Annotated in this window: 19 protein-coding genes; 11 read left to right on the forward strand and 8 right to left on the reverse strand. The window is 57.9% G+C overall.

Going from position 1 to position 23,663, the window contains the following annotated elements; translation table 11 throughout:
* Nucleotides 1-89: 89 nt before the first annotated feature.
* On the forward strand, nucleotides 90-773 hold the full coding sequence (locus PUP35_RS10785; RefSeq protein ID WP_274243176.1) for a copper/silver response regulator transcription factor: 684 nt from the start codon (nucleotides 90-92) through the stop codon (nucleotides 771-773).
* Nucleotides 763-2,217, forward strand: a complete 1,455-nt coding sequence (locus PUP35_RS10790; RefSeq protein WP_274243178.1) for a Cu(+)/Ag(+) sensor histidine kinase — start codon at nucleotides 763-765, stop codon at nucleotides 2,215-2,217. Before PUP35_RS10785 ends, PUP35_RS10790 begins: the two co-directional genes overlap by 11 nt.
* A gap of 4 nt (nucleotides 2,218-2,221) precedes the next feature.
* Here PUP35_RS10790 and PUP35_RS10795 read toward each other — a convergent pair whose 3' ends face one another.
* Entirely contained in the window at nucleotides 2,222-3,127 is a 906-nt protein-coding gene (locus PUP35_RS10795) for a LysR family transcriptional regulator (RefSeq protein WP_127730920.1), read from the reverse strand.
* 117 nt (nucleotides 3,128-3,244) lie between these two features.
* Between PUP35_RS10795 and PUP35_RS10800 the strand changes: the two genes are divergently transcribed.
* Complete coding sequence (locus PUP35_RS10800) at nucleotides 3,245-4,660, forward strand: MFS transporter (protein WP_274243181.1); 1,416 nt, start codon at nucleotides 3,245-3,247, stop codon at nucleotides 4,658-4,660.
* Nucleotides 4,661-4,691: 31 nt separating this feature from the next.
* On the opposite strand, the gene PUP35_RS10805 is transcribed toward PUP35_RS10800, so the two are convergent.
* Genes PUP35_RS10805 through PUP35_RS10815 form a run of 3 tightly spaced genes read right to left on the reverse strand, consistent with a single transcriptional unit; the run spans nucleotide 4,692 to nucleotide 7,402 of the window.
* Nucleotides 4,692-5,687, reverse strand: coding sequence for a DUF2891 domain-containing protein (locus PUP35_RS10805; protein WP_274243183.1), 996 nt, complete (start codon nucleotides 5,685-5,687; stop codon nucleotides 4,692-4,694).
* A 9-nt stretch (nucleotides 5,688-5,696) separates the two neighbouring features.
* Nucleotides 5,697-6,683 carry a DUF979 domain-containing protein gene (locus PUP35_RS10810; protein ID WP_115875082.1) on the reverse strand — a complete coding sequence of 329 codons (987 nt, stop codon included), beginning with the start codon at nucleotides 6,681-6,683 and terminating at the stop codon, nucleotides 5,697-5,699.
* Nucleotides 6,680-7,402 (reverse strand): DUF969 domain-containing protein, encoded by a 723-nt coding sequence (locus tag PUP35_RS10815; protein ID WP_274243187.1) that lies wholly within the window; start codon nucleotides 7,400-7,402, stop codon nucleotides 6,680-6,682. The genes PUP35_RS10810 and PUP35_RS10815 overlap by 4 nt, the downstream gene beginning before the upstream one ends.
* 200 nt (nucleotides 7,403-7,602) lie before the next feature.
* Between PUP35_RS10815 and PUP35_RS10820 the strand changes: the two genes are divergently transcribed.
* Nucleotides 7,603-8,148, forward strand: a complete 546-nt coding sequence (locus PUP35_RS10820; protein ID WP_024908533.1) for a winged helix DNA-binding protein — start codon at nucleotides 7,603-7,605, stop codon at nucleotides 8,146-8,148.
* Here the strand turns inward: PUP35_RS10820 and glgX are convergent, their stop codons facing one another.
* From glgX to treZ, 3 genes are read right to left on the reverse strand one after another with little or no spacing between them, the layout of a single operon-like run.
* Nucleotides 8,149-10,224, reverse strand: a complete 2,076-nt coding sequence (gene glgX, locus PUP35_RS10825) for a glycogen debranching protein GlgX (protein WP_271367887.1) — start codon at nucleotides 10,222-10,224, stop codon at nucleotides 8,149-8,151.
* A 15-nt stretch (nucleotides 10,225-10,239) separates the two neighbouring features.
* Entirely contained in the window at nucleotides 10,240-12,708 is a 2,469-nt protein-coding gene (treY, locus tag PUP35_RS10830) for a malto-oligosyltrehalose synthase (protein WP_274243191.1), read from the reverse strand.
* Complete coding sequence (gene treZ, locus PUP35_RS10835) at nucleotides 12,705-14,492, reverse strand: malto-oligosyltrehalose trehalohydrolase (protein ID WP_271367889.1); 1,788 nt, start codon at nucleotides 14,490-14,492, stop codon at nucleotides 12,705-12,707. The genes treY and treZ overlap by 4 nt, the downstream gene beginning before the upstream one ends.
* A gap of 132 nt (nucleotides 14,493-14,624) precedes the next feature.
* On the opposite strand from treZ, the gene PUP35_RS10840 reads away from it, so the two are divergent.
* The 6 genes from PUP35_RS10840 (at nucleotide 14,625) to PUP35_RS10865 (ending at nucleotide 21,165) form a co-directional block, all read left to right on the forward strand.
* Nucleotides 14,625-15,152: a GNAT family N-acetyltransferase gene (locus tag PUP35_RS10840; RefSeq protein ID WP_111963574.1), complete on the forward strand. Its 528-nt coding sequence runs from the start codon at nucleotides 14,625-14,627 to the stop codon at nucleotides 15,150-15,152.
* A gap of 184 nt (nucleotides 15,153-15,336) precedes the next feature.
* Nucleotides 15,337-17,385, forward strand: a complete 2,049-nt coding sequence (locus PUP35_RS10845) for a lipase family protein (RefSeq protein ID WP_274243194.1) — start codon at nucleotides 15,337-15,339, stop codon at nucleotides 17,383-17,385.
* Complete coding sequence (locus PUP35_RS10850; RefSeq protein ID WP_274243195.1) at nucleotides 17,369-18,151, forward strand: hypothetical protein; 783 nt, start codon at nucleotides 17,369-17,371, stop codon at nucleotides 18,149-18,151. Before PUP35_RS10845 ends, PUP35_RS10850 begins: the two co-directional genes overlap by 17 nt.
* Nucleotides 18,152-18,365: 214 nt before the next feature.
* A complete protein-coding gene (locus PUP35_RS10855; protein WP_274243198.1) occupies nucleotides 18,366-19,124 on the forward strand; it encodes a 5'-nucleotidase, lipoprotein e(P4) family in 759 nt (252 codons plus the stop codon).
* A gap of 141 nt (nucleotides 19,125-19,265) precedes the next feature.
* Nucleotides 19,266-20,252 carry an MBL fold metallo-hydrolase gene (locus tag PUP35_RS10860; protein WP_274243200.1) on the forward strand — a complete coding sequence of 329 codons (987 nt, stop codon included), beginning with the start codon at nucleotides 19,266-19,268 and terminating at the stop codon, nucleotides 20,250-20,252.
* A gap of 1 nt (nucleotide 20,253) precedes the next feature.
* Nucleotides 20,254-21,165: a LysR family transcriptional regulator gene (locus tag PUP35_RS10865; RefSeq protein ID WP_274243202.1), complete on the forward strand. Its 912-nt coding sequence runs from the start codon at nucleotides 20,254-20,256 to the stop codon at nucleotides 21,163-21,165.
* Here the strand turns inward: PUP35_RS10865 and PUP35_RS10870 are convergent.
* Nucleotides 21,156-22,040, reverse strand: a complete 885-nt coding sequence (locus PUP35_RS10870) for a LysR substrate-binding domain-containing protein (protein ID WP_274243204.1) — start codon at nucleotides 22,038-22,040, stop codon at nucleotides 21,156-21,158. The two genes, PUP35_RS10865 and PUP35_RS10870, sit on opposite strands and share 10 nt — an antisense overlap.
* A 113-nt stretch (nucleotides 22,041-22,153) precedes the next feature.
* Here PUP35_RS10870 and PUP35_RS10875 point away from each other — a divergent pair, with 113 nt between their 5' ends.
* Entirely contained in the window at nucleotides 22,154-23,644 is a 1,491-nt protein-coding gene (locus PUP35_RS10875) for a UbiD family decarboxylase (RefSeq protein WP_271367894.1), read from the forward strand.
* Nucleotides 23,645-23,663 lie beyond the last annotated feature (19 nt).

Below are 23,663 nucleotides of genomic sequence, written 5' to 3' on the forward strand. Positions count from 1 at the left end.
TAATGACAATGTTGTCATTTTTAACGTAAGTCATTGTGAACGGTTGCGGGCTCCATAGAATGTCATCAGCAGCCAGTCAGGGGAGCAAGATGAAAATACTGATCGTTGAAGATGAAATGAAAACCGGTGAGTACCTCAGCAAGGGGCTCACTGAAGCGGGGTTTGTCGTGGACCACGCTGTTAATGGCCTGAACGGCTACCATCTCGCCATGACCGCTGAATACGATCTGCTGATTCTGGATATCATGCTGCCCGATGTGAACGGCTGGGACATTGTCCGCATGCTCCGCTCTGCCGGCAAAGGGATGCCCATACTGCTTCTGACGGCTCTCGGTACGATTGAACACCGGGTTAAGGGGCTTGAGCTGGGCGCGGATGACTATCTGATTAAGCCTTTCGCCTTTGCCGAGCTGCTCGCCCGGGTCAGGACGCTGTTGAGGCGCGGAAATACGGTGATCGCGGAAAGCCAGCTTCAGGCGGCTGACCTGACGGTTGACCTTGTTTCGAGAAAGGTCAGCCGTGCCGGAAGCCGCATCCTGTTAACCAGCAAAGAGTTCAACCTGCTGGAGTTTTTCATGCGCCATCAGGGGGAAGTATTGCCCCGCTCCCTGATTGCCTCCCAGGTATGGGACATGAACTTTGACAGCGACACGAACGCGATTGACGTTGCGGTAAAGCGGCTGCGCGCAAAGATCGATAATGACTTTGAACCGAAGCTGATCCAGACGGTGCGCGGCGTGGGCTATATGCTGGAGGTGCCGGATGCGCGTTAAGCCCCTCCGACGCCCGTTCTCGCTTGCGCTGCGGCTGACCTTTTTTATCAGCCTCTCCACGATACTGGCCTTTTTCGCCTTTACCTGGTTTATGCTGCATTCCGTCGAGAAGCACTTCGCCGAGCAGGATATCAGCGACCTGCAGCAAATCAGCACCGCGATGCACCGCATCCTGCAGTCACCGGCCGATCCTGACCAAAAGAAAATCAGCAAGATCAAAGAGTCGATCGCCAGCTACCGCAACGTGGCCGTCCTGCTTCTGGATCCGCAGGGCAATACTCTGTTCAGCTCGGCGCAAGGAGCGGCACTGCGCCCGGCGATGAACACGGCGAACTTTAGCGAACACCGTCAGGCACAGGATGTGTTTCTCTGGGCGGTAGAAGACCCGGTCAAGCCTATGCATGCCGGGTCCGACATGAAAATGGAAACGTACCGGATTATCGCCTCCTCAGGCACGGCGACGCTGCAGGGCAAAACGCAGGGCTACGTGATGCTGATTGGGCTCTCCATTAATTTTCATCTGCACTACCTTGAGGCGCTGAAAAAAAACCTTCTGGCGATTGCCGCCGTTATCAGCCTGCTGATTATTCTTGTCATCCGCATCGCCGTGCGCCAGGGACATTTGCCCCTGCGTAACGTCAGCAACGCCATTAAAAACATCACCTCCGAAAATCTTGACGCGCGGCTGGAGCCGTCCCGCGTCCCCGTTGAGCTGGAGCAGCTGGTCATCTCCTTCAACCAGATGATCGAAAAGATTGAAGATGTTTTTACCCGTCAGGCTAACTTTTCCGCCGACATCGCTCACGAAATCAGAACCCCCATCACCAACCTGGTGACGCAAACGGAAATCGCGCTGAGTCAGAACCGTTCTCAAAAGGAGCTGGAAGATGTGTTGTACTCCAGCCTCGAAGAGTACAACCGGATGACCCGCATGGTCAGCGACATGCTGTTCCTTGCGCAGGCGGATAATAATCAGCTTATCCCGGATCGGGTGATGTTTGATTTAAGCGCCGAGGTCATGAAGGTGTTTGATTTCTTCGAAGCCTGGGCGGAAGAACGCCACATCGCGCTGAAATTTAATGGAATGCCCTGCCTGATAGAAGGCGATCCTCAGATGTTCAGAAGAGCAATCAATAATCTGCTCTCCAACGCCCTGCGCTATACGCCGGAAGGGAAAACGGTAACGGTCTCCATCAGAACACAGGATAACGACGTTGAGCTGGTGACAGAAAACCCCGGTACGCCGATCCCGCAGGCGCATCTGTCGAAGCTGTTTGACCGTTTTTATCGCGTCGATCCGTCCAGGCAGCGTAAAGGCGAAGGCAGCGGCATTGGGCTTGCCATCGTGAAGTCCATCGTCACGGCGCACCACGGAAAAGTCCGCGTGGAATCGGATGCGGTGTCGACGCGCTTCATCCTCACCGTGCCGGGAAAGGTTGCCTGAGCGCTCAGCGCACGGAACGGCACACCTCCAGCACTTTCTCTCTGAGCCACCGGTGCGCCGGGTCCTGCTCCATGCGCGGGTGCCACATCTGTGACACCGTGATGGTCCTGGTCTTAAAGGGCAGTTCAAAGACGTGTACGCGCTCGGTCATCGCCTGATTGAGCAGGTACAACGCAGGCACCATGGCAATCAGATCGGAGGCCAGCGCCACGGATAACGCCGTCGGAAAGCCGGGCACCACGCTGGCGATCTTGCGTTTCATCCCCCGTTCTGCCAGCGCGTCATCGACAGACCCATGCAACGATCCGTTCGGAGAGGCCACCACATGGCCCCAGGCGATATAATCGTCAAGGCTGACATCATGCCGTAATGACAGCGGATGCCCCTTGCGCACCGCGCCAACAAACCGATCCTGAAAGAGCCTTTGCAGCCGTATTTCAGGCCCCATATTGTTCTGCACGCCAATCTCCAGATCGACAAGCCCCTCGCGCAAATAGCGCGACGTTTTTTCAGGTTTCGGCGAAAAACGAATACAGACGTCGGGCGCCACCTCCGCCACCGCCGCAATAAGTAGTGGCCCAAATGCCACCACAAAACCGTCGTTGGCCCGGATGGTGAACAACCGTTCGAGATTTTCCACCTTCAGCGTGTCGGTGGAGGGCTGCAGAACCGCCCTTGCCTCGTAGACGGCGCTTCTGGCGCGGTCCCGGGTGGCTTCGGCCCAGGGCGTCAGCACCATATGACGTCCGGCCCGCACCAGGATCGGATCGCCGGTCACCTCCCGCAGCCGGCTCAAGGTGCGGCTCATGGCGGAGGTGCTCAGGCTTAAACGTCGCGCCGCGCCCGCCACGCTGGCTTCTGCCAGCAAAACGTCGAGCGCAACCAGAAGGTTAAAATCAGGATCGGACACGGTTGCTCCTCAGATATGGCGTTATGTGCAATGATTAAGTGCAAATGCTGCGTCTTCCGCCCTGTATACCGCATGATTATAGTTTCGTCATCACGATTCTTATCCGGAGTAACGACGATGACGCTATTTTCAAACCTGCCCGGCGATGAAGGTTTACCCGGGCATGAACGCGCCCGGGTCCTGGCCGCCGTTATGACCACCACGCTGATGGGCGTCTTTGACGGCACCATGATCAACATCGCGCTCCCCTCTATGGCAAGGGCGATGCAGGTCCCCGCGAACGTTGCGGTCTGGTTCGCCAACGGCTATCTGCTGTCAGCGGCGATGACGTTGGCCATCTTCGCGGCGCTGGCGGCGCGCGTGGGCTATCGCCCGATCTTTCTGACCGGGCTTGCCGCCTTTACGCTCACCTCGCTCGGCTGCGCGCTGGCAACAACGCCGGAAATGTTAACCGGGATGCGGATCCTGCAGGGCATCGGCGGGGCGGCGACCCTGAGTATCGCCCCGGCGATCCTGCGTTCGGTTTTTCCTGGCCGACTGCTTGGCCGCATTCTGGGGCTGCACGCCCTGCTTATCGCCTCCAGCACGGCGATTGCTCCTGTGCTCGGAGGAACAATACTGGACGCCCTGAGCTGGCAATGGCTGTTCGCCATTAACCTCATTCCGGGCAGCATCGCCCTGCTGCTGGCATGGCGGGCCTTGCCGCGGGAATCGGCCGTGGACCGAACTCCATTTGACGCGCCGGGCGCCGTGCTCTCCGCCGTACTGTTAGGTTCCGCGATCATGCTGGCCGACAGCCTTCAGCACGTGGCGCAACAGATTAGCGCGCAGGCCATCTTCTGGGGCGTTCTCGCGCTGGTCAGCGCCTTCGCCTTTACCTGGCGGATCCGGCGTGCGCAACATCCGTTACTGCCGCCGGTGATGTTCAGAAACGGGCGCTTCACCCTCGCCGCGCTGACCTCGCTGGCCTCGTTTGTGAGCCAGGGGATCACGTTTGTCGCGCTGCCGTTCCTGTTTCAGAGCGTATATGGCTACAGCCCTGTAATGTCCGCGCTGCTATTCACCCCGTGGCCGATTGGCATCGTACTGATCGCGCCGCACGCGGGTCGCTGGGCGGATACCATTTCCGCGCCGCTGATCTCGACCCTCGGGCTGATCGTGTTTGTTGGTGGGCTGGTCCTGCTGGCGACGTTGCCGGCAAATCCTTCCGTATGGAATATCTGCCTGCGCAGCCTGGTTTGTGGGATTGGGTTTGGCTGCTTCCAGAGTCCCAATAACCGGGAAATGCTCTCTAACGTGGCGCGGGAATATGCCAGCTATGCCTCTGGCGTGCTTTCTATCGTCAGGACATTCGGCCAGTGTCTCGGTGCCGCCGCGGTGGGGGTGCTGCTGGCTGTGACGACAGGGTCAGATCATCAAACGCTTGATGACCGGGCCGTGCATCTGGCGCTGTGGATTGCGGTGATTGCCTCAACGGGATCGGTCTTATTTAGCCTGAGCAGGCTGCGCCCTGCGGTTCGGGCATCGGCTTAACAGGCTGCGCCTCACGGCGCAGCGCGTTTATTTACTCCAGCGCCAGTAGCGCAAAGCTCGCCAGCCAGTGCCCGCCGCTGTAGTGGCTGCCAACCACATGCTCAACGCTTGCGGCCAGATGTTTCGTCACCGCCTCGCGCAGCGCCTGCTGCGCCGGATGGTTTGCGGGAAGCGCTTTAGCAATATGCTTCATGCACCAGGCGCGGCTGAGGTTTAATCCGTCCAGATGGGCAATTTTCGGGTCGGTGCGATCGCTCACTTCCGCCGGATTCATCAGCGCCGTAACGGCACCCACCTCCGGCAGAAACGCGTCAAACCAGGCCGGGAAGTCTTCAGACACTTTGCTCATCAGCAGCGCCTCCGTCAGCGCGCCGGAAATATACTCGTCTCCGCCGGGCTCATAATGAGCCGGATAGCGCGTGTCGGCGAGATAAAACCGCTCCGCCGCTGCCACAATCGCCTGTTCAAGCGCCTTGTCTCCCACTGCGCGACCGTAATCGAGCGCCAGCGCGAGGGCAAACGCGGTGTTGTAGTGCGTCCCGACGCGGATCGGATAGGTGAGCTTGCCGAGGTAATCCACCAGCCGGTTGCGAATGTCCTGAGTTAACGGCTCCAGCATCTGATACCAGCCCGCGGCCTGCGGCAGCGACGACTGTTTCAGCTCCTGGGCCAGCGCAAGTAGCCAGCCGTAGCCATACGGCCGCTCAAACGAGGCGCGGAACGGCGCGGTAAAATAGGCGAGCTCCTTCGCCACGTTCTCTTCGGTTATGTGCTCGTCAAAAAGCGCGACGATCGCGTCCCGGCAAGGTAATTCTGGATAGAGCCGCACGCAGCGCAGCAGCAGCCAGTAGCCGTGCACCGCCGAGTGCCAGTCAAAACAGCCGTAGAAAATGGGATGCAGCGCGCGCGGCGGCAGAACGTCACCATCATCATTCAGCAGGTGCATGATGTGGTTCGGGTATTCCTGGCGCAAATAGGTCAAAGGCATGCGGGCAAACGCGTCGGCCTGATCTTGCGTTAATTCCATGACAGCTCCTTAGCGAAACACGAGGAAATACATTAAGAACACGTTCACCACCAGAAGGGTTAAAGCGGTCGGGATCTGGATCTTGATCACCTGATATTTGTCCTTCAGCTCCAGCAGCGCGGCGGGAACGATATTGAAGTTCGCGGCCATCGGCGTCATCAGCGTGCCGCAATAGCCCGCGTACATGCCAATCGCCAGCAGCGGCGCCGGGTTGCCGTGATGCACGTTGATGAGAAACGGCAAGGCGATACCGGCACTTAACACCGGGAATGCCGCAAAGGCGTTACCCATGATCATGGTAAACAGCGCCATACCCACGCAGTAAATGACCACCAGCATGAAGCGGCTATCCGGGTTCACAAACAGGCTCACCACCTTCTGCACCGAGTCGCCGGTGTTGGCCACCACGAACACGCCGCCGAGCATGGCCAGCATCTGCGGCAGGATCACCGCCCAGCCGATGGTATCGACAAGACGACGAGACTGACGAACGGCATGCAGCGGCGTGCCTTTGGTCAGCCACCAGCCGGTGAGGATCGCCGCGACGCAGGCCACGCACAGCGCCGCCAGGGTCAGCTGTTTCTGATCGAGCAGAAACACGCCGCCGATCGAAACGCCCTTCAGGAATAACGTGCCCAGCACCGTCACCACCGGGATCATCAGCGCGGGCAGGAACAGCCAGTTTTTAAGCCGGTTTGACGACGCGACGCGCTCCTCCTCGGTCGACATTTTATAGTGTCCTTTCCCGACGAGGCCAAAACCCGCCAGCAGCGCGATAACGATAACGCCGCCGCCGATTATCCGGTACGCCAGCGATTTCCCCAGCTCCTGAACCATCAGATCGCCAAACAGAAAGATCCCGCCAAACAAGAACCAGAACAGCGCGGTGGTAAAACGCTTCGGATTAGCGCGATCGCGCAGGGTCATCACAACCAGCAGCATCACGACAAAGCCAATCAGGTAGTACACGCGGTTAATGGTGATAAGCGTCATCATTGCGCAGCCTCCTGCGTACCCTGCTCTGCACGCCAGGCCATCACGTCGCGGCGGATGCTTGCATCGAGGCGCAGCAGGCGCGTCATATGAATAACTAATGCCGCAATGGCGGTTGGAATGGCCCACAGGCCGATATGCAGCGGTTCAATGCCCTGAATACCATTCTCTTTCAGGAACGCGTCGATCAGCAGCACCGCCCCGAAGGCAATAAAGATATCTTCCCCAAAGAAGACCGCGATGTTGTCGCACGCGGCGGCGTGGGCTTTGATTTTGTCGCGGATGTGCTGCGGCAGCTCGCCATATCCGTTCAGCGCCGCCCCTTCGGCCATCGGCGCCAGCAGCGGGCGCACAGTCTGGGCATGACCTCCCAGCGACATCAGGCCCAGCGCGGCGGTGCCTTCCCGCGCGACAAAATAGAGCATCAGAATACGCGCCGAGGTGGCGCTGGCGATCTTCGCCACCCAGGCCTGGGCGCGCTCTTTTAGCCCGTAATATTCCAGCAGACCAATCACCGGCAGGATCAGGATGAAGGTGGCCAGCGATCGGCTATTGACGAACTTCTCGCCAAAGGTCTCCAGCAGCATGCCGAAATCCATGCCGACCAGCAGACCCGTCGCCAGCCCCGCCACCACGACCACCAGCAGCGGGTTGAAGCGCAGTGCAAAACCAATAACCACGATCGGTATCCCGATCAGCGGCAGCAGCGTAGTACCGTCCATAACGTTTACCCTATCGAAAGTGAGCGTTGCGCGCCGACGGCTATTTTTTTAATTTGCGGCGAGCGATGTTGTGTTTTGTTGGCAGGCTTCGCAAAACCTGCGCTAAAAAGCTATATCTGAACCTCAAAAACATGTAAACAAATTATCAATAAAATGTTCTTATTTTATCGATGAGTTTACATTTCTGGCTAAGGAACGTTATGACCTCAGAAAAGAGTGCTTCACCCGATCGCGACGATATCAACGATGGCCGGATCGTCTCTTCCCGCCATCTGGTATCCGAGCGCTGCGCGGAGTTATCAGAGCTGGAATATGCGCTGATCATGACCAGCAACGCGTTTAACAAATGGATGGTGCGCTGCATGACGGCTGCCGGCGAGCCCGATATGGGCGCCTTTGACGTTTCGCTGCTGCATCACGTGAACCACCGCGACCGCAAGAAAAAGCTGGCCGATATCTGCTTCGTCCTCAACGTGGAAGATACCCACGTGGTGACCTATGCCCTGAAAAAACTGGTCAAAGCAGGCTACGTGACGAGCGAGAAAGCGGGCAAAGAGCTCTTTTTCTCTACCACCGAGGAAGGGAAAGCGCTGTGCATGAAATACCGGGACGTGCGGGAAGCGTGCCTGATTGCGATCCACGCGGAGAGCGGCATTGCCGGGAAGTCGATTGGCGAGACCGCGCAGCTGTTACGCACGATCTCCTCCCTGTATGACACCGCCGCAAGGGCGGCGGCTTCACTGTAATTAAGGACGCCGGAACAGCGTAATGCTCCGTCCGGCCAGCGCGTACTCAACGGTTTCGGTGATCGCTGTCCCGTTGGCAGCGTCATCCGCCGTAGACAGCTCCAGCACCCATCCCCCTTCGCCAAACTGCGGGATCTGGAACGGCACGGTGCCTTCAAACGGATTGAACAGCATCAGCACGTCGTGCCAGATGCCGTCCTCCTGCTGAAGATCCGGCCTGCTGATGGAGACCCCGAGCGTCGAGCCTTCATCCCACTGCTCGGCCTGCTGTGGGCCACCCCCGGCATTGAACCAGCGGATCTCCAGCCCGTCGCGCCAGCTTTCACGGCGCAGCAGCGGCTGTTGCGCGCGAAGGGCAATGAGACGACGGGTAAACTCGCGCAGCGCAGCGTCGTTTTCGGAGAGCCCCTTCCAGTCGATCCACGAGATCTCACTGTCCTGACAGTAGCCGTTGTTGTTCCCCTTCTGCGTACGGCCAAACTCGTCCCCCGCCAGCAGCATCGGCGTGCCGTGGGAGAACAGCAGCGTGGTCAGGAAATTACGTTTCTGCCGCTCCCGGGTAGCAATGATATCCGGGTTCTCGGTTGGCCCTTCCTCGCCGTAGTTGTATGAGCGGTTATCGTTATGCCCGTCGTTATTGTTCTCACCGTTGTCGGCGTTGTGCTTTTCGTTGTAAGACACCAGGTCATTCAGCGTAAAGCCGTCATGGGCGGTGATAAAGTTGACGCTGGCCCACGGACGACGTCCGCGCAGATCGTACAGATCGCCGGAACCGAGCAGGCGCGCGGCAAAGTCCGTGGAGACGTTGTCCCCTTTCCAGTACTCGCGAACGGTGTCGCGGTATTTGTCGTTCCACTCCCCCCAGCCCGGCGGGAAACCGCCGACCTGATACCCGCCGGGGCCGATATCCCAGGGTTCACCAATCAGCTTCAGTCGGGATAACACCGGATCCTGAGTCACGGCGTCGAAGAAACCGCCGCGCGGGTCAAACCCTTCGGGCTCGCGGCCCAGGATCGTCCCGAGGTCGAAGCGAAAACCGTCGATGTGCATCGATTCCGCCCAGTAGCGCAGGGAATCCATCACCATCTGCAGCACGCGCGGGTGCGAGGTGTTGACCGTGTTTCCCGTCCCGGTGTCGTTGATGTAGTACCGGTGCTGGTCCGGGAGCGTGCGGTAATAGCTGTAGTTATCAATCCCCTTAAACGAGAGCGTCGGTCCAAGCTCGTTCCCTTCCGCCGTGTGGTTGTACACCACGTCCAGAATGACCTCGATGCCCGCGTCATGATAGGCGCGCACCATATCGCGAAAGCCCTGGATCCCCGCCGGGCCGTAGTAGCGTGACGCAGGGGCAAAAAAGCCCAGCGTGTTATAGCCCCAGAAGTTCTTCAGGCCGCGGTCGAGCAGGTGCTGATCGTCCGGAAACCAGTGAACCGGCAGCAGCTCCACCGAGGTAATGCCGAGGCTTTTGATATAGTCGACCGAGGCTTTGTGCCCCATCCCCTCAAACGTGCCCCGCAGCTCGGGCGGAATGGCCGGGTTCATCTGGGTAAACCCTTTCACGTGGCTCTCATAGACAACGGTATGCGGCCAGGGCACGTTCGGCCGGCTGTTGTCCTGCCAGTCAAAGGCGTTCGGGTCGATGACCCTGCATTTCGGCGTAAACGGCGCGCTGTCGCGCGTATCAAAACTGAGGTCCAGTTCATCATGCCCCAGCTCATAGCCGAAATGGGCGTCGTTCCAGTCGATATCGCCAACCATTTCGCGGGCGTAAGGGTCGATAAGCAGCTTATGCGGGTTGAAGCGATGACCATTTTCCGGGTCGTAGGGGCCGTAGACGCGATAGCCGTACAGCGCACCCGGCTTCAGATCGGGCACATAGCCGTGCCAGACCTCATGGGTATACTCCGGCAGCTCCAGCCGGGCGATTTCCGTTTTCCCGGACGGGTCAAACAGACAGAGCTCCACCCGTTCAGCGTGAGCGGAGAACAGCGCGAAGTTGACCCCTTTCCCGTCATAATTCGCACCCAACTGCTGGCCATGACCGGCCCGAATTTCAAACGTAGTATCCTTTGCCATTTTCGTTCTCCACGATTATTCGCAGGTAAGCAGAACCAGTACACATCCCTTTTCTGACGTTAAATCCAGCGTCTCTTGCAGAATGCGGCTCTCACCGCTGAACAGATCCCGATAGCGTTTCCCCGTCAGCTCCTCGGGTATCGCCACCGTGGTATTGACCCACAGCTGATGATTATCGGTGACATCAAAAACCAGACGCGGCACGGCAACAATCAGCGCCTCGTCGTCCTTAACGCGCGCGTAGACAATCAGGTTATCTTCGCGCTCGCCGCTGACCTTAAGCGGCAGCCAGTCGCCGTAGCGGAAAAGCGCGTCGTAGTGCGGTCGAAGCCGCAGCAGCGTGGCGGTAACAAACTGCTTCACCCTGCCGTCCCGCCAGCATGCCGGGTTGTCAAACACCCCGGCATCCGCCGCGCTGAGGCTCTGCACCAGGGCCGGAAAGTCCGGCTCCCGTCGGTTATCCGGGTCAACGAGGCTAAAGTTAAGCGCCTCGCTGCCCTGATAGATATCCGGCACGCCGGGCGCCGTCAGCTTGATCACCGTCTGGCTGAGGCTGTTCATTAACCCGGCGCGGATAAAGGGCTGCATCGCCTCGCTGAAATCATGCAGGAACGGGCTGTTGTCCGGCGAAAGCAGGTGCCGCGCGTAGCTCAACACCACGCTCTCATAGCTCTCGTTGCTGTCGATCCAGTCGGTGCGCTGTTTCGCCTCGCGCAGCGCTTTTTCGAGGAAGCCGAGGAAGCGTTCTTGCAGTGATTTCAGCCCGTCGGCGTCGTCCGGTGACAGCGTGGCGGGCCAGACGCCTGCCAGCGCCTGGTAGATCATCCACGTATCGGCGGCGTTCGGCGCGGTACCGTCATTGAGAAAACGCACCTGGGTCTGGTTCATCTGCCGCCAGCGGGCAAGGTTGTCGCCCCACCGCTCCGGGGCTTCCGTCAGGGGGTAAAGGCGTGCGCGGGCATCCTCCCCGCGCTTGGTATCGTGCGTGGAGGTGCCCAGCAGCGCGTCGGGCTGACGGGCCAGACGAATGCGCATTTCCTGGTGGAAGCGGGATAATGAAAACGCGCGCGGCGTCGGGTCGGCGCCCACTTCGTTGAGCGCAAGCTCGAGGTTGTGGCGAAAGAAGAGCGTGTCTTCAACGGACTTCGCCATCAGCGGCCCGGTAAGCTGCTGGAAGCGGGTCCTGAAAAGCGCGGCGCTCTCGCGGCAATCTTCCGGCAGATCGCCGGTAAGAATGCGCACGATCAGGCTGAGCGCCGCTTCCGACGTCTCCACGCTGGCGACCACGCGGTTAAGCAGCGCCACGTCCGGCGGGGTTAATCCTTCCCGGGTGCCGTAGGTGCGGTAGACCGGAAACGCAATAAGCAGTTCGCGCAGCGCGTGACGGATTTCCTCGCGCGGCAGCGCAACCTCATTGCGACGGGCCAGATCCTCAGCAATGTTTAGCAGCGTGGTGAATTCACCCTCAAAATTGCGATCGGCCATCAGGCCTTTGGCATCGCGCAGTTCCGCATGGCGATCGACCGTGATGCCCAGCGTCTCGTCGTGGATTTTCTCCAGACGCCCCAGGCTACTGTCGTCAACCAGCACTTCCGCCAGCGAGGCGATAAACTCGTAGCCGGTGGTGCCGGATACCGGCCAGTCAGCGGGGAGCTGTTCCCCTTTGGCGAGAATTTTTTCGACCGTGATGTAGCAGTCGGGCCCGGCCGCCTGCCGCAGGCGCTGCAGATAGCCCAGCGGATCCGCCAGACCGTCGACATGGTCAATGCGCAGACCATCCACCACGCCCGCGTGGACCAGCTCAAGGATCAGCCGGTGCGTATCGTCGAAGACTACGTCATCTTCAACCCGAACGCCGACCAGCCCGGTTATCTCAAAGAAGCGCCGCCATGAGAGCTGCTTCGGCGCCTCCCGCCAGGACATCAGCCGCCAGCTTTGCGCGTTGTGCAGTTCGGCAATGCTCTTCTCCTCGCTGTAGGTACCCGGGTTGAGCGGATACTCGGCGTCGTAGTAGACCAGCGCGGCCTTTTTCGTGACAGTGTCACGTTTTAGGGTGATAGCTCCCTTCTCCAGCTCCGCCTCAAAGGTATCGCCAAGAAACGGCAGCGTAAGCGGTCGTGACCCGTCGATATCAAAATAGCGAAAATAGCGGCTTTGCTGGCCGTATTCAATCACGTCCCGCCACCAGAGGTTTTCCAGCGAGGTGGACATATGGTTCGGGACAATGTCCAGAATCAGCCCCATGCCGGCCTGCTTAAGCGCCGCGGCCATGCGGTCAAAGCCTTCTCGTCCGCCAATCGCGGGGTCGATTTCATTCGGGTTGGTCACGTCATAGCCGTGGGTAGACCCCGTCGTGGCAGTGAATACGGGCGACGCGTAAAGGTGGCTGATGCCGAGGTCCTTCATATACGGCACCAGCGCCACAACGCGGTCGAAGGTCATGCCGTTACGGAACTGAATTCGGTACGTGGCGGAAGGGATCATAACGGTGCTTCTCCATCAGCAAAGCGAACGACAATACCGTTCGGCGGTAAAACGTCAGTGACTTCCGGCCAAGCAAAGCGCGTCTCACCCGCGAGATCGGGCAGCGCGACGGGCTTAAAGCCGATATTAAGCGCCAGCGAGAGCGTCCCCGACGGGAAGCGCCAGCACACCGCCACCATGCCGGGCGCGGTCTTGAGCACATGGCCCTCAACGGCGCCACCCGGATGCAGAAGCGGAACGATATAGCGATGGCGCAGCGTCAACAGATGGCGCGTATAGCGCAGCCACGTTTTGCCCTCGTCGGTGGCGATTTTGTGCCAGTCGAGCTTTGAGCGGATAAACGTATTCACGTCGTTCGGGTCCGGGACGGTTTCATCGTGCCCGGCATGGCCCGTAAACTCTTTCGCGCGCCCTTCCCGCACAGCTTTTGCCAGATCGCCGTGAAAGTCGGTGAAGAACAGGAACGGATGCGTTTCCCCAAACTCCTCGCCCATAAACAGCAGCGGGATATGAGGGGAAAGCAGCAGCGCGGCAAGCAGCACCCGCGTCTTGTCGGCACCCGCGAGGGAGATAAGCCGCTCGCCCTGGGCGCGATTGCCTGTCTGATCGTGGTTTTGAATAAAATCGACGAAGAACTGCGGCGGCTGCGTGCGGCACTCCACACCGCGAGATTCTCCGGTTTGCAGAGACACCTCGCCCTGGTAGACAAATCCTTCCGCCAGCGCCCGGGCGAACTTTTTCTCCGGCTCAAAGGCAAAATCCTGGTAATACGCGTGGGTCTCGCCGGTGGCAAACACGTGGGCAGCGTTGTGAAAATCATCGTTCCACTCGCCGGTAAACAGCGGCGCGTTGCCCTGTTCATCGCGCGGATGCAGGAAAATCACGTTGCGGCTGTCTTCCGTGGTCAGGTGAACGTGACGGTGCGGAATGGCCTCGCGGATCCGGGCGGCAATCTCCTCGAGAACATGGGTGTCCGAGCCGTCTTTAATCTGGTCGATGGCATCAAAGCGCAGGCCGTCCAGACGGTATTCCGTCAGCCAGTAGAGCGGCGCGTCGGTGATGTACTGCCTGACCGGCTCGCGCTCGTAGGCGATGCCGTTGCCCCACGGCGTCATCCGCTGTGCATCGAAAAACGCGGGCGACAGCAGAGGCAGATAGTTTCCTTCGGGCCCAAAGTGGTTGAGCACGATATCCAGCACCACGGAAAGCCCCAGCCCGTGCGCGGCGTCGATAAACGCGTGGAAATCCTCCGGCGTGCCGTACGCTGAGTGTGGGGCATACAGCAGCACGCCGTCATATCCCCAGCCGCGGGAACCGCCAAACTGGGAGACGGGCATCACTTCAAGCTGGGTAATCCCGAGTTCTGCCAGATACGGCAGCTTGTCGATGGCCGCCCGGAAGGTGCCCTCCGGGGTAAAGGTGCCGATGTGCAGTTCGTAAATGACCGTCTCTTCCCACGGACGCCCTGCCCAGTCGCGGTTGACCGGCTGGTAACGTCGGGGATCGATCACCACCGAGGGGCCGTTAACGTCGCCCTTTTGCGCCCGCGAGGCGGGATCGGGCACCGCCATGCCGTCCTGAAGAACAAACTGATATTCTGCACCGTGCGTGACGCCGGGGACGTCTGCCTGGAACCAGCCGCCGCCTGTTGCCGTCATCGGCACGTCGGTGGCGGCAAGACGTAGCGTAAGTTCTTTCTGTCCTTCTGCCCAGACGCGAAAACGTACAACGTCATCGGAAATAAACTCAGCACCCCACTGCTTTTGAAATGTCCTGAATTCCATTCATTGTCCTCGAATGACCCACATTTTACGCGGAACGAAGTACAAGCTTAGTTCAGGATTAAAAGTGCGTGAGCTCAGCGGATTTAACCGCTTCGTCTATTCTTTATGAAATAACTCACTAACGGGAATACTATGCAGATTCGAAAAGGATTAAATACGGACCTCGTCCGTCTTGAATGTTGTGACTTTTCTTTCACCATTAGCCACATTGCGCGAGAGCCCTTTATCCATTGTGATTTGCATATCGAAGCCGTCGCCGAGCCCTGGATAAAAACCTACGAACTCGACATTCAAACGCTTGAAAACCATTGCGTTAATCCGGACGCCATATTTCTTGTGGCGGAAACGGACGACGGTGAATTAGCCGGATTTATTACCGCGTCAATCGGCTGGAATAAGTTTATCTCGGTGGATTACATAGCCGTGGATCGCACGAAACGCAGAACCGGCGCCGCGCAAAAATTGATGGCCGCCGCGCACGTGTGGGCCCGCAGCGTAAACGCGCCGGGATTACGGCTTGAAACACAAAATGTGAACGTCTCTGCCTGTCTGTTTTACCGTAACTACGGATTTACCCTGGGCGGATACGACCGTTATCTCTACAACGCTTTACCAGAAAAGGACGAGGTTGCCCTGTTCTGGTATTACATGCTGGTCTAGCGGAAACGATGCTGAAAAATACGGTATCTGTTTATTTTGAGGGTAAACGCAGCCAATCAATACGTTAAATTGTCCCTCCTTACAAAATCTTACGTTTATGGGCTCAGTCAGGATGCGGCGTAGAATACCTTCTGGTGTATGATTGCCCGAAATTAAACCATGCAATAAAAAGGGATTTAAATGCATGATGGATGCGAAAGACAATACAACAGCGACCTGCCTGAGTCACAAAATGAAGTACAAAGAGGTTGCCTGCGGTAAGCAGCGGATGCACTGGCTGGAACTGCAATTTGTGGATGAGAACAACCACCCGGTTTCCGGTCTGAAGGTACGGCTGGAATACCATCCTCTGGCAACGGCGGCGGAACTGGCGCTGTGGGCGCGTGGAGGCCACACCCGGTTCGATCCAACACCGCCGCCGAATCCACCTGCCGGTGTCACCGACAGTCAGGGACTGGTGCGGTTTGATGACCTGTACTGGGTAGCAGTCGATGTGAAAACAGACGGCCAGCAGCTGGCCGACGAGATGGAACTGCGCACTCTGGGTATCAGCCGCAACCCAAACAGCCAGCCGGTGAGTTATAATATTTTCCGGCCTGAAACGCGCGATCCGAAATGGCGTTCAGACGTGCAGATTAGCGCGGAGCAGCACGGCTATGACCACCATTATGTGGTCATCGGTGAGTTGTGTGACAGGATGCCCGATATCCATGAATGGACGGATAAAGAGCCGCCCCGGTTTCACTTTCCGCATGGAACATTGCTGAAAGGCACGGAAATCCCCCGGGAGACGCTGGAGAAACGGCATGTGATTGAAATATGCCCGTTTCGGGCATGGTCACTGGTGCTGCATGACACAAAAGACTATTCGCTGGCAAATGGCTATAACCTCGGCGTGATGGCTGATATGGCCTATGCGAAAGGCGGTAATACGTTGATTAAGCCGTTTTTCCTGGAAAAGTGCCTGGATTTATCCACGACGCCGAGATATGAAGAGTTTCCGTCATTTCCTTGCACGCTGGTTGTTGATGTACCGTTCCGTGAGCGGTACATCACTGCTGAATTTCTGGACTCATCCCGTTTAAGTGACAAAGCTCCCACCCGCTTACTGCTCGACAGTACCCAGCTTTTTTACGTGGAAAATGCGGCCCATGTGATCGTGGCATGGCGGGGAACGCTGGAGGTACCGGACTGGCTCACCGACGGCTGGTTCTCACCGCAACCGTGCACGGCCGAGCTGACTAAGGCCGGTCGTATCCACGGCGGCTTTCTTGAGGCATACCAGCTGGCGAAGGAGCGGTTTAGAGATCAATTTAAAGAAATTAAAAGAATAACTGATGTCGGAAAAAAACTGTTTATCGCCGGACACAGTCTGGGAGGGGCACTGGGGCTGACCTATGCGGCGGAGATGAAGGGATTTTCGCCAATACTCTACACCTACGGGATGCCCCGGACCTTTACCGCTGATGCTGTGGGTAACCTGTATCAGATCATCCACTACCGTCATGTCAACGACAGCGACACCATCCCCAGCGTGCCATTTGATGCCAATCTGGATAACTGGCTGTACGGTAAGTTTGGCTCTCTCGGTGCCACGCTGGGCTTTTTCTGGACACTGACGGCCGAGCTGCCGGCGCAGATGGCAGGGGCCTATGTCGGTGAGCATTACTGGCATCACGGCAGTCCGGTGGTCTTCTTCCGCGCCACACAGACCCGCACCTGGCTGGAATGTAAAACGATGAACAACCATACTTGCCGCCGCCTCAGCTCCAGCGATATGCACAAAGTTAAGCTGTTCCTTGTCCCGTCTCTGTCTGAGGCTGAAAACTCGGAGGCAAAAGACGCACAGGAGGCGTTTGTACGCGAATTCCCGGCCGCAGATATTCAGAAAGTTTTTCCCCGTAACACCAATCCGAATTTTGACCATATGACCAGTCCGGGCCAGCACTCAATGGCGAGTGAGTATCTTCCATTCCTGAACAACCAGCTTCTGGAATCGGCATGGCCGGAACTGAAGCTGAGCCGGAAAGAGTACCGGGAGGATTTCCGGCAGCAAATGGTGGATTACGGGGCAAGCAGCCCACCGGAAGAGCTGAAGCGAAACCGGATGTTCCTGGCTCTTCAGGATATGGTGGGCAGTTCGCTGACGATTACCCGGAAACTACCGGGCGGTGAAAATGCCCTGACCCGTTTTAAATCAGTTGCGGAGGAAGAAGTTGAATCGACACGCTAAATCACTGGCAGGACTGTTGCCACTTCTGACACTGTTGCCCCTGAGCGGCTGCGCCAGTCACCCGGACTATACTCTTGACCCCCCAGCCAGTTCTGAATGGGTAACGGTAGCGGTGAAACTGCCGGCTGAGACGGAGTTATTGCCGCTGGATGCGCTTTATCGGTCTGAGACATGCCGACGGAAAATATACGATCCCACGACGGAATTACATGACAGTACGGAAAGGGGACTGTACCCCATACAGGTGGATCTCAATCCAGCCAATGGTGATGGTTTTCGCCAGATCCGTATTGCGCTTGATGGCGGTACAAAGTGTCGCTGGACGCTTAGCGGTATCAGGGTTGGAATACAGTTAGCCAAAAATTCTGCGTTAGCTGAAGGGAAAGATATTACACCTGCAAACTATGTATTTGATTTTGATGAGGAGGGGTACAGCAATGCGTTTGGGAAAGGAAAACCAACCCCTGTAAGTGGTGATCTATTTTTTAAAACTGAATTTTTCCCAATGGAATATGTATATCGCTCAATTAAAGAAATCGATATAGACCTTTTTGCTGGGGATGAAAAATACAATAAATGGAATAGATATTATAAAATTACAAATAGTAGAGTCATAAAGATTGAGCCCATTTTATATTTGAATAAGGTCGTAAAGCTTCAAGCATCAAGTTCATCTCGCGGAAAAATTCTTGCAACATATCCGGATGGTAGTTCTGAGAACATCAGTGGCAGAGTTCCCGATTATGAGAAGTTACTTCGAATGTAACGATAATGAATCTATCAAAAAAGATCTTATTAGAATCCTTTTTAAATTATTTCACTCCGAATCTGCTCATTATTTCAAATATTGCATTGTGCAACTTCGCTTACATTCAATTATGCTGGTCTAGCGGAAACACATTGCCACATCGCGGTCATATTTCTGTCACTGAATTTCATTACGCTTTCGGGATTTTAACCAGGGTGTTGAGGAAAAAAGCGTGAATTCAATGGCTAAGGCATTACTGCTGGCATTACCGGTTTTGAGTGCAGCGGCAACCGCGACGGCTGCCGGGCGCGACCTGTGCGAACCGAAAGCGTACGAAATGGCGCTGCGCTATCAGCAGAAATCGGCAGAGATTATGGCCCTTCAGCTGCAAACCTATCGGTTTGCCACCGAGCGTTTCAACGAAAAGTTAAAGGATCTGAAAACGCCCGAAAACTACGCCGTGGTGATGGACCTCGACGAAACGGTGCTGGATAACACCCCTCTGCTGGTGCGCGACGCGGAGCAGTGTCACGACTATACGAAATGGGACACCTGGAGCGACTGGGAGAAACAGGGAAAACCCGGCTTAATTCCGGGGGCGAAAGCGTTTCTTGACCACGTGAATCAAAGCAAAGTCCGCATCTACTACGTTTCGGATCGTATGCAGGAAAACAAAGCCGACACGCTGAAGACGTTAAATGCTCTCGGCCTGCCGCAGGTGTCTGACGAAAGCGTGCTGCTGGATACGGTCAGCAAGGAAGAGCGCCGCCAGAGCATCCTCAAAAAGCAGCAGATCGTGATGCTGTTCGGCGACAGCCTGCCGGACTTCGCCGTGCAGTTTAAAAACAAAAAGCCGAGCGAGCAGCAGCGTGAGCTGGTTGAAGCCAGCGCCGAACATTTCGGCAACGACTGGATTGTGCTGCCTAATGCCGCTTATGGCTCATGGTCCAAAGCCACGCCGGACAGCTGGAACGTACCGCTGAAAAAATAATGTCTACGGGCCGGGAAAGCTATCGCGCGCCTTCCCGGCCCTTCGGTTTCCTATCCATCCCGTTTATAGGTCCTATCATTTCTGGGCAGGTTCTTATAATTTTACGGAGCAGTAAGATGAGCACTTTCAAAGGAGACTCGTATGCTTACCGTGAAAAAACTTGCTCTTTCCACGCTGATTTCCAGTTCACTGCTTTTTTACCCTGCGCTCCAGGCCTCGGCAGAGACGCCGCAGCACGTCGTTAAACAACCTGCGGGCGGTTACAGCGTGCAGGTCGGCGACGTTCTGGTCACCTCGTTTACCGACGGGACCGTCGCGCAGGATCTGCACAAGCTGCTGCGCCGGACAACGCCGCAAAACATTGATGCGCTGCTCGCGAAAAACTTTCAGACCAACCCGGCTGAGGTCTCCATCAACGCGTTCCTGATTGCGATACCCGGACATAAAATCCTGGTGGATACCGGCTCGGGCCAGCTCTTTGGCCCTGATACCGGCGGACGTCTGGTTGAGAGCCTCGCCACCCAGGGGGTTAAACCCGAGGACATTACTGAAGTCCTGCTGACCCACGCCCACTCCGATCATGCCGGTGGTCTGGTGAAGGATGGCAAGGTGGTGTTCAACAACGCGCGCGTTTTCGTTGGCAAACCGGATATCGACTTTTTCTTTAACGACGACAATCAGAAGAAAACCGGCTACGGCAAGAACTACTTTGACGTCGCGCAGAAGACCTTAAAACCCTATCTGGATGCGGGAAAAGTGGTGCCGTTTAGCGGCACATCGGAGATTCTACCGGGGCTGACCGGCACGGTTCATCCCGGACACACGCCGGGCTCAGCCTTCTACACGCTGACGAGCAAAGGCGAGAAGATCACCTTTGTCGGTGACATCATTCATGCAGCGGCGGTTCAGTTCCCGCAGCCTGACGTGACCATCACCTACGATGAAGATGAGAACAAAGCGGCAAGCGTTCGTGAGCATGCGTTCGCTGACTTTGTGAAAAACAAGGACCTGGTTGCCGCCCCGCACCTGCCTTTCCCGGGCATCGGCTATGTGACGAAAGGCGAGAAAGGCGGCTATGCCTGGGTCCCTGTGACCTATACCAACCGTGACGCCAGCAGCGCGAAATAAGATGACGCCCATCTCTGATATGGACATAGACCTGATCCTGACCCTGGACGCCCTGCTTCAGGACAGGAATATCACCCATGCGGCCGCGCGGCTGGGCATCAGCCAGCCCGCGCTGTCCGCCCGTCTGGCGCGTCTGCGCACGCTGTTTGGCGAACCGCTGTTTATTCCCTCCCCGCATGGACGCGGGGTATTGCCCACGCCGCGAGCGGAAGCGCTCAGGCCGCAGGTGGCAAGCGTGCTGCGCGGCATCAGCGCGATGTTTGCGCCCACCGCGTTTGATGCGCAAACCAGCAGCCGGACCTTTGTAATCGCGCTGCATGAGAATCCGGCGCTGATGCTCGGCACCGGGCTGCTTAACCAGATTAGAACCGATGCCCCCGGTATCCGCCTGCGCTTCGCCCTGCCGGAGATAGCTGACCTGCCGCAGCAGCTGGAGAACGGCGATGTGGATCTCTACATCGGCGTAAGCGCGGGCGCCCATGACGGATGGGTGAGGCGCAAACTCCTTAACGACACGTTTGCCACCGCCCAGCGAAAAGGCCATCCGCGCGGAACGGGTGCGTTAGATCTGGAGATCTACTGCGCGCTTTCCCATCTGGTGGTGTCGTCGGCGGGCGATCCGTTTACCGGATTTGTCGACCAAACCCTCGCCGGGCTGGGCTATCAGCGACACGTTGCCATGTCCACCCAGAGCTACGCTATGGCGCCTGCGCTGGTTGCCGGTACCGACCTGGTGTGCACCCTGCCGGAACGGATGCTGAAGCAGTTCGCCAGCACGCTGGATCTCTTTGCACCACCTCTGCCGCTCCAGCCGATTACCATCAACATGTACTGGCATCCGAAAAACAGCCAGGATCCGGCGAATGCCTGGCTGCGCGAACAGCTGCTGCGGGCCGCCGGACGTCAGGTGTGATCGAGCGTTGCCAGAAACTTTTTAAGCACTTCTGAGCGAATAATCCGGTGGCAAACCAGGGTGAGTTCACTCTCCCGCAGCCGGTCGAGGATGTCCACGTAGACGACATTCTCGACGCTCACCGCCTTTGCCGACGCGGGGAGCAGCGCCAGCCCAAACCCCGCCGAAACCAGGCTTATCACCGTGGGCACGTCGGTCGCATTCTGCACTACGTCCGGCTGAAAGCCCGCTCCGCTGCAGGCATCATAGAAGTACTGCTCCAGCCCCATTCCCTCCGGATCGCGCAGGGAGATCCATTTTTCGCCTTTCACCGACGAAAGCGTCAGCGCGGCGGATCCGGCCAGCGGATGCTGACGATACAGCGCCAGCACCGTTTTCTCCGAGGCAAACGGGCGGCTTTGCAGATCGTCCGGCAGCGACGGCAGCGGCGCGCGGATGATGGCCACATCCAGCTGGTTGCTCTGCACGGCGGCGTAGAGCGTCTGCACGTTTCCCGTCATCAGGGACATGGTAACGGCCGGCCAGCGGCTGTGCATCTGGCGAAGCGCGGCGGGCAGCCTGCCGTCAAACATCGCGCTCGACACGCACCCGAGGTTTAACACGCCCTGCTCGCCCCGTGCCGTTTGTCTGGCGTCCAGCACCGCCTGTTCGGTCAGCGAGATGGCGAGCCTGGCCTTTACCAGAAACGCTTCGCCCGCGGGCGTCAGGGTTAAGCGGCGGTTCGCCCGGCTGAAAAGCGTGACGCCTAAACGTTCTTCCAGCGCCTTTATCTGCTGGCTCAGCGCCGGCTGCGCCATGTTCAGACGCTCGGCGGCCCGGTGCATGTGGAGCTCTTCGGCCACGACGATGAAGTGGCGCATCTGACGAAACTGCACGAGACGTCTCCCTGTATTGATATAGATTTACTTATCAATTTAACAGTAATGATGCAATTGATGCTATTGGTCATTGCCATAAAAATGGAGGGATTCAACCGAGGGAGGAAAATATGGAACACAAGATTAACGATCTCCGCAGCGCCATCGCCTTACTGCAGCGCCACGACGGGCAGTATATTGAAACCGATCGTCCGGTCGACCCCAACGCCGAACTGGCGGGCGTCTATCGCCATATCGGCGCAGGCGGCACGGTCAAACGCCCAACCCGCACGGGCCCGGCGATGATGTTCAACAGCATTAAGGGCTTTCCGCACTCCCGCATCCTGGTGGGCATGCATGCCAGCCGCGAGCGCGCGGCGCTGCTGTTAGGCTGCGAGCCTTCTGAACTGGCAAAGCACGTCGGCCAGGCGGTGAAAAAGCCGGTTGCGCCGGTTGTCGTTCCGGCCGCGCAGGCTCCCTGTCAGGAGCAGGTCTTCTATGCTGACGATCCTGACTTCGATCTGCGCAAGCTGCTTCCGGCCCCGACCAACACGCCGATTGATGCGGGTCCGTTCTTCTGTCTGGGACTGGTGCTGGCAAGCGATCCGGAAGACAGCTCGCTGACGGATGTCACCATTCACCGCCTCTGCGTGCAGGAGCGCGACGAGCTTTCCATGTTCCTTGCCGCCGGGCGCCACATCGAAGTGTTCCGCAAAAAGGCGGAAGATGCCGGAAAACCACTGCCGGTGACGATCAACATGGGTCTCGACCCCGCCATCTATATCGGCGCGTGCTTTGAGGCCCCTACCACGCCGTTTGGCTACAACGAGCTGGGCGTCGCCGGGGCGCTGCGCCAGCAGCCGGTCGAGCTGGTGCAGGGCGTGGCGGTCAAAGAGAAAGCCATCGCGCGGGCGGAAATCATCATCGAAGGTGAACTGCTGCCGGGCGTGCGCGTGAGAGAGGATCAGCACACCAACACCGGCCACGCGATGCCGGAGTTCCCGGGCTACTGCGGCGAGGCGAACCCCTCCCTGCCGGTGATTAAAGTGAAAGCCGTGACCATGCGAAACCACGCCATCCTGCAAACGCTGGTGGGACCGGGGGAAGAACATACCACGCTGGCCGGACTGCCGACGGAGGCCAGCATCCGTAATGCCGTTGAAGAGGCAATTCCCGGATTCCTGCAAAACGTCTATGCGCATACCGCGGGCGGCGGCAAGTTCCTCGGGATACTGCAGGTGAAAAAACGCCAGCCGTCAGACGAAGGACGTCAGGGCCAGGCGGCGCTTATCGCCCTGGCCACCTATTCGGAGCTGAAAAACATTATTCTGGTCGACGAAGACGTGGATATTTTCGACAGCGACGATATCCTGTGGGCGATGACGACGCGCATGCAGGGCGATGTAAGCATCACCAATATTCCGGGGATCCGCGGCCACCAGCTGGATCCGTCCCAGTCGCCGGATTACAGCACCTCGATTCGCGGAAACGGCATCTCCTGCAAGACGATCTTCGACTGCACGGTGCCGTGGGCGCTGAAGGATCGCTTCGAGCGCGCGCCGTTTATGGAGGTGGATCCGCGTCCGTGGGCGCCGGAGCTGTTTGCTGGCAACGCGAAATAAAAACACCACGCGTATGGCC

This window comes from Enterobacter sp. S-33 (assembly GCF_028735835.1).
Lineage (GTDB): Bacteria > Pseudomonadota > Gammaproteobacteria > Enterobacterales > Enterobacteriaceae > Enterobacter > Enterobacter vonholyi.

Coding starts and splice junctions, on each gene's coding strand:
- PUP35_RS10785 (WP_274243176.1), top strand. CDS start 90: ATGAAAATACTGATCGTTGAAGATGAAATGAAAACCGGTGAGTACCTC.
- PUP35_RS10790 (WP_274243178.1), top strand. CDS start 763: ATGCGCGTTAAGCCCCTCCGACGCCCGTTCTCGCTTGCGCTGCGGCTG.
- PUP35_RS10800 (WP_274243181.1), top strand. CDS start 3,245: ATGACGCTATTTTCAAACCTGCCCGGCGATGAAGGTTTACCCGGGCAT.
- PUP35_RS10805 (WP_274243183.1), bottom strand. CDS start 5,687: ATGGAATTAACGCAAGATCAGGCCGACGCGTTTGCCCGCATGCCTTTG.
- PUP35_RS10810 (WP_115875082.1), bottom strand. CDS start 6,683: ATGATGACGCTTATCACCATTAACCGCGTGTACTACCTGATTGGCTTT.
- PUP35_RS10815 (WP_274243187.1), bottom strand. CDS start 7,402: ATGGACGGTACTACGCTGCTGCCGCTGATCGGGATACCGATCGTGGTT.
- PUP35_RS10820 (WP_024908533.1), top strand. CDS start 7,603: ATGACCTCAGAAAAGAGTGCTTCACCCGATCGCGACGATATCAACGAT.
- glgX (WP_271367887.1), bottom strand. CDS start 10,224: ATGGCAAAGGATACTACGTTTGAAATTCGGGCCGGTCATGGCCAGCAG.
- treY (WP_274243191.1), bottom strand. CDS start 12,708: ATGATCCCTTCCGCCACGTACCGAATTCAGTTCCGTAACGGCATGACC.
- treZ (WP_271367889.1), bottom strand. CDS start 14,492: ATGGAATTCAGGACATTTCAAAAGCAGTGGGGTGCTGAGTTTATTTCC.
- PUP35_RS10840 (WP_111963574.1), top strand. CDS start 14,625: ATGCAGATTCGAAAAGGATTAAATACGGACCTCGTCCGTCTTGAATGT.
- PUP35_RS10845 (WP_274243194.1), top strand. CDS start 15,337: ATGATGGATGCGAAAGACAATACAACAGCGACCTGCCTGAGTCACAAA.
- PUP35_RS10860 (WP_274243200.1), top strand. CDS start 19,266: ATGCTTACCGTGAAAAAACTTGCTCTTTCCACGCTGATTTCCAGTTCA.
- PUP35_RS10865 (WP_274243202.1), top strand. CDS start 20,254: ATGACGCCCATCTCTGATATGGACATAGACCTGATCCTGACCCTGGAC.
- PUP35_RS10875 (WP_271367894.1), top strand. CDS start 22,154: ATGGAACACAAGATTAACGATCTCCGCAGCGCCATCGCCTTACTGCAG.